The 6,636-nt window shown below is 31.1% G+C and carries 6 protein-coding genes; all 6 read left to right on the top strand.

What is annotated here, in order from left to right; all coding sequences use genetic code 11:
* The coding region (locus HOG71_02670; GenBank protein MBT5989733.1) for a UDP-glucose 4-epimerase GalE at positions 1 to 277 on the top strand (277 nt) is incomplete at its 5' end.
* A complete protein-coding gene (locus tag HOG71_02665) occupies positions 274 to 654 on the top strand; it encodes a response regulator (GenBank protein ID MBT5989732.1) in 381 nt (126 codons plus the stop codon). The genes HOG71_02670 and HOG71_02665, both read left to right, overlap by 4 nt.
* Positions 655 to 659: 5 nt before the next feature.
* Entirely contained in the window at positions 660 to 1,838 is a 1,179-nt protein-coding gene (locus HOG71_02660) for a sugar transferase (GenBank protein MBT5989731.1), read from the top strand.
* Between the two features lie 11 nt (positions 1,839 to 1,849).
* Positions 1,850 to 2,590, top strand: coding sequence for a TolC family protein (locus HOG71_02655; protein ID MBT5989730.1), 741 nt, complete (start codon positions 1,850 to 1,852; stop codon positions 2,588 to 2,590).
* 1 nt (position 2,591) lies between these two features.
* Positions 2,592 to 5,354, top strand: coding sequence for a LysM peptidoglycan-binding domain-containing protein (locus HOG71_02650; protein ID MBT5989729.1), 2,763 nt, complete (start codon positions 2,592 to 2,594; stop codon positions 5,352 to 5,354).
* A 6-nt stretch (positions 5,355 to 5,360) separates the two neighbouring features.
* A partial coding sequence (locus HOG71_02645; protein ID MBT5989728.1) for an oligosaccharide flippase family protein occupies positions 5,361 to 6,636 on the top strand: 1,276 nt, incomplete at its 3' end.

Genomic DNA, 6,636 nt, shown 5'->3' with positions numbered 1-6,636 from the left:
TCTCTGGGAAGAAAGAAATACAGAACAGTTTTCTGTTTTCAACTTAGGATCTGAAAAGGGATATAGCGTATTAGAAGTTATTAAAACCTTTGAGAAAGAGAATGAAGTAAAGGTTAATTTCGAAATTGGAGACAGAAGAGATGGCGATGTAAGCATTGTTTGGGCAGATTCATCTAAAGCTCTGAAAGACCTGGGTTGGAAAACAACATTTACGCTTCCCGATATGGTAAAAACATCTTGGAATTGGGAAAAATATCTTAAAACACGAAATCTATGAAAAAGAAAATACTAGCGATTGATGATGAAATAACCATACGCAAACTACTTAGTATTTTTCTGAGTAAATATTATGATGTTGAAACAAAAGCTGATGGTTTAGAGGCATTAAGGTGGATACAGGATGGTAATTCACCAGATTTAATAATATGTGATATTCAGATGCCAAATATGAATGTCCACGATTTTGTAATGAATATACGTGCAAGTGGAATGCATAATAAAATCCCTCTTTTAATGTTATCGGGAGAGGAAGAAAGCGAAACTAGAATTAAATTTTACAAACTTAGAGTACGAAACTTCATAACCAAACCATTTAATCCAGAAGAGCTTTTGGTTTTAATTAAGTTAATTCTTGGAGAAGAAATAGAAGACTGATAAAAATGACCTCTCAAAAACAGGAAAAATTCAAAATATTATATGTAGGAGCCGCTCGAGAAGTGGTTCACTCATTTAGTAAATTTCCTGATTTATTTGACTTTTCATATGCAGAGAATGTATTATTAAGCATCGATTGGCTTAAAGATAACCAAAGTGATAATAGAGAATTACATGCAATCTTGTCTGAAACTAATTTACCTGGCATGGATGGTTTTGACCTGCATGAATTCATAAAAAAAGATAAATCCTTATCCTCTATCCCTTTCATTCTTATTCAGCATAATGCAAATGATGAAGTTAAAAATAAAGTACTTGATTTGCATATTGATGATTTATACACAACACCTTTCAAACCTCAAAATCTTTATATTAGAATAAAGTTTTTACTCGATTATAAAAGCGGGCTTACAAATGGTGTTTCAGAGGAGATTGTATCCTCGAAATACAATACTCCACTCTCAAAAAGATTATTTGATATCCTTTTTGCCTGTACAGCACTACTTTTTTTATCACCTTTTTTATTGATTATATTATTTCTAATTAAAATTGAATCCAGGGGTCCTGTATTTTATACTTCCAAAAGAGTAGGAACGGGCTATCATATTTTTAACTTCTACAAACTTCGATCAATGCGTTCTGATGCCGACAGTAAGTTGAAAGATTTGGATCATTTAAACATATATAGCTCACAGAAAAAATATGAAGTATGCGAGAAATGTGAAAGTTTAGAGGAACCTTGCTCTCCTTTACTGTATATACATGGAGAGAGAATCTGTGAGAATTTGCATATGGCTAGAAGAGAATCTAAAATAAAGTCAACTTTTAAGAAGCTTGAAAATGATCCACGGGTTACTTTTATGGGTCGTTTTATTCGAAATACAAGCATAGATGAATTACCACAACTAATAAATGTAATAAAAGGAGATATGTCTATTGTAGGCAATCGTCCACTTCCGCTCTATGAAGCTGAATTACTAACGTCTGACCAATGGTCTGAGCGATTTTTAGGACCTGCAGGTTTAACTGGATTATGGCAAGTAAAACTTAAAAATACTGCACAGGATACCATTGAAAATCGAAAAAAACTTGATAACCAATATGCCCATAATCATAGTTTCTGGGGCGATATTAAAATCATAATTAAAACTATTCCTGCAATGATTCAAAAAGAAAATAATTGATTATGCGCACTATGCAATACTTACTTATAGCTCTTTTTACTTTACCATTTATTATAAATGCTCAAAATGAAACTATCAGTTCTGATGCTGATGAAGTTAATGAAGTTTCTCAAATTTTAAAATCACTACCTCCTCTCCATGTACTTATTGATTCAGCCATTATTAATTCTCCTCTTATCAAATTTCAGGATGCTGAAATTATGAAAAATCAGTATAAAATTAGATTATCAAAAACTAATTGGACAAGAAACTTTGGCCTAAGTGGAGATGTAGTATATGGTACTTATGATGCATTATCCTGGAATCCAAATACTGGAACATCAACCATCAATACCCAAGTTGAAACAAGATACGGAACAGGATTGTATATTAGATTACCATTATCTGATGCATTAAACAGAAAAAGTGAAATAGGTATTGCTGAAGTAGAATTACTGGAAGCAAAAATTATTAAGCAACAAAGAGAAAAAGAAATTACTCAATTGGTTATTGAACAATATAATCGTGTAATTTTAAATGAAAGATTAGTCAGTATATTAAATAAAAATAAACAAGCACTAATAATTCAAAAGCAGCTAATTGAAAAACAGTTTACAAACGGTCAAATCAGAATTGAGGAATATGCTCAAATGACTGAACTATACAACAATGCTGTTGTTGGTTATGAGCAAGCCAAAGCGGAATTAACAACCACTTATTTAGTTCTTCAGGAAATTGTTGGTATCAAATTCCAAATATCAAACTTAGAATAAAATGAATATAATTCAGATTGTCAGACTATTATACAGGAATGCTTTCTTACTTATAGCTTCAGGTTTAGTGATGGCATTAGCAGTCTATTTGTTTTTACTAAATGCCCCACGAACATACGAATCCAATACAACAATATATACTGGTATTGGTTCAGGAATGAACCTCGAAGGAACAGGGAGTGCAGGTGACTTCTTCGGAACAAATATGGCCTACGACAACCTATTAAATATAATCTCCTCGCGCGAAACACTTGAAGAAGTTTCATTGCGTTTATTTGCTAAGCATTTGCTTCTTGAAAAAGCTGATCCAAAATATATCAGTCAAACTAATTATGACAAGCTAATGTCAATTATTCCTGATGATGTTTTTGACCTTGTAGTTAGAAGGGAGAGTATAGAAAATAGAAAGAATATTGAAGAGAAAGAAGAAATAAAAGAAACAAAATCATTTAAGAAAGAACCTAGCAAACAGAAAACTGTAAAAAACATATATCACATTGTTCAACCAGATGAAACTTTATATTCAATTTCAAGAAAATATAATATCCCATTAATTAAACTCATGCGATTAAACGACATGAGCGACAATTTAATTCGTGCTGGTGATAAACTCATTATTAATTTATCTGATAAGAGTGAAGATAAATCTATAGAAGCTGAAAGCAAACAGTTTGATAAAGATGGTAATATCTTTTATATTCCTCAATATGATGAAAATATTGAATCAATTGCACTTAAATTCAATATATCATCATCAGATTTAATCATCTGGAACTCATTGCAAGAAAGAACTGTAAAATCGGGTACAAACCTAATTGTTGGTAAAAAAGGAGAATATGAAGTTGTTGATAGTGATAATCCATCTAGTGATGATTTAATGGCTTTGAATATAGAAAATACTGACCAACTGCTTATCAGGGAAGATGTTGGTCAATCATCCTTGGAGAAACGTCTGAATGAAGAGTTTGATAATAGTTATGAATTAGAAGAAACATTAAAGAACTTCTACGCCTATAAGGAAAAGAATGATACAAATTTCATTTATGGTTTGCTGAATTATAACATAGCTCATTATAGTGTTATAGCCTTACAGAAAATAGGAGTTAAAAGACTTGAGTCAAGTGATATTGTTCAACTATCATACAAAACAAATGATCCTGGAATATGTCAATATACACTTGTATTACTGAGTAATGTCTTTATTAAGAATTATAAGCTTATAAAAGAAAATCAGTCAGATAAGGTTGTCAAATATTTCCAGGAAGAAGTTAATAATGCAAATGAAAGACTTCAATCGGCTGAGGATGAATTGCTTCGTTTTAATAAGGATAACAATATTATTAATTATTATGAACAAACAAAGTATATTGCTGCTGAAAAAGAAAATCTTGATAGAGATTATCAGGACGAGAAAATGAATTTAGCTGCTTCAAAGGCTGCATATGAAAAACTTGAAAGCAAATTAGCCACCCAACCCGGTATCAAATTTAACAGAGAAGATATTCTAAATAAGACTAAAGAAATCTCAATATTAACTGAGAAAATTACTTTTTTAGAAACAGAACCAGAACCGAATGAGTCAACACAAAATGAAATAAGAAGGCTGAATCAACTGCTCACTAAACTTAAGTCTGAAATAAGAAGAATTGTCGATTATGAATTCACTTCAAGTAGCTCGATTGAGGGAATTCCTGTTCAGGAAGTATTGACACAATGGCTTGAGGCAATTATTGCATACGAAGAAAGTGAGGCCAGATTAAACGTTTATTCTGAACGAAAAGCGGGAGTAGAAAGGACTTACACAACTTTTGCTCCATTAGGTGCTAAATTAAAACGTATTGAACGGGAGATAGAGGTTTCTGAAAAAGAATACCTATCACTATTAAATAGTTTAAACTCAAGTAAACTTAAACAGCAAAATATTGAATTGTCCTCAAACATTAAGCCTGTTGGATTTCCATTCTATCCCATTACACCAAAAACTCAACTGAAAAAATTCTTAATGCCTGGTGCTGCAATACTTGGCTTTATTCTTTGTTTTCTCATTCTTATTTTACTGGAATTGTTAGATAGGAATATAAATAATCCAAAAACGGCACTAACACATACATCAATGCAAACGGTTAGTGCATTTCCGTTTATTCCAAGAAAATTCCGCAAAATTGATTTTCCATTTATTATTAAAAAACTTTCAGAGCAAATAATTCAACATATAAAATTGCTTTCATCTAAGATAATTGGTCGCCCAATAATAGTTGGAATAACAAGTACAAGAAATAACGAAGGAAAAACAAGAATTGTGACTGAACTAGTTCAACAAATAAGAGAAAGTGGAGATAAAGTACTATTCATAAATCACTCTAATGACCTGGACGGAAAAATTGATGAAGATACTTACTGCTACAAGTTAAACCATAAATACTCGGATGTAAAAGATTACAAAGAATTATGTCCTGAAATAAATTCTTTTTCAAATTACAGATATATTTTTATTGAGCTTCCATCTCTCATTTATAATGTTTACCCATTTGAACTTGTATCGAAATTGGACACAACTTATATTGTATGTCAAGCCAAAAGAGTGTGGTCAAGCGCTGATCAAAAAGTTTATCAAAATTTGAAAGGTTCATTAAACCATGAAGCCTTTTTAATTTTGAATAATGCAAAGCTTGATGTGGTAGAATACTTTATTAGTGAAATACCAAAAAAGAGAAGTCGTTTCAGAAAGTTTATGAAGCATTTGCTATCGAGTAATGATAAATAGTTTAATTTGAAAGCAATTGTATCTAAAATATCTAAAGAAAAAAATGTACACTCTCTTACTCAGCAAATAATTACTTCTGGAATTGGGTTTATTAGTTTTGTTATTCTTGCAAAATACCTCGACAAGAATAATTTTGGGATGTGGTTGTTATATATCACAGGTTGTAGTTTTGTTGATATGCTGAGAAATGGACTAACACAAACAGCTGTTGTCCGTTTTCTTTCAGGAGCTTCAGCTGAAAATCAAAAAAAAATTATCGGATCAAATTGGCTTATAAATCTTATCATTGCCGTAAGCCTTTCAGTTATTGTTTTTGTAACATATCGAATTTTCAACAATAGTATTTCCAACTCAGGTTATTTGTTTTTCTTCAAGTTTTATCCAATTTATGTCCTACTTAACTTACCTTCAATAAACTCACAATCAATACTACAAGCCAAACAGCGTTTTGATTTAATTCTTTTTATCAAATCATTTGAATTAGGCTTATTTCTTATGTTTATATTATCAAGTTTATTCTTTTTCAAATTCAATGTTGCAGAGCTAATTACAGGTCAGCTAATTATAATGGGAACAAGCTCACTCATTTGTATGATTTTAGGATGGGATGGGATCAAATATTTTACAAAAGCAAATCGTGAAACAAACCGCATGATTCTAAATTTCGGGAAATATAGTACTGGAACTCTTATCGGTACAAACTTGCTTCGAAGTGCTGATACGTTCATCATCGGTTTAAGTTCAATATTAGGCCCTTCAGCTGTTGCTCTATACGGCATACCCCTTAAAATGATTGAAGTAATTGAAGTACCTCTCAGAAGTTTTTCAGCAACATTATTTCCTAGATTATCAAAAAATAGCATTGACAACAATAAGCAAGAATTCAAAAAATTATTTTACACTTATTCTGGTGCATTAACATTTTTGATCATTCCTTTAGTTATTATTGGATTTATATTCGCGGAAGATTTCATGCTACTAATTGGTGGTAAAGAATATGCAGGCTCAACTATAATATTCAGAGTATTTATGATTTACGGCTTAATGCTTCCTTTGGATCGGTTTATTGGGATCTCACTTGATAGTTTGAATAAACCAAAATTGAATTTTTACAAAATTCTGTTTATGATGACAGCTAATATCATAGGAGATCTTATTGCAGTTTTTGTTTTTGAATCGTTATTAGTGGTAGCTATTATTACTATCGTATTCTCAATTTTAGGATTGTTTGTTGGATTTTATTATCTCAACAGGGAGATCACTATTGATAAGCATAAATTTA

The organism is Bacteroidota bacterium (genome assembly GCA_018698135.1).
Classification (GTDB): domain Bacteria; phylum Bacteroidota; class Bacteroidia; order CAILMK01; family JAAYUY01; genus JABINZ01.
The sequence above is the reverse complement of the archived record's forward strand: the minus strand, read 5'-3'. Positions and strand labels throughout refer to the sequence as shown.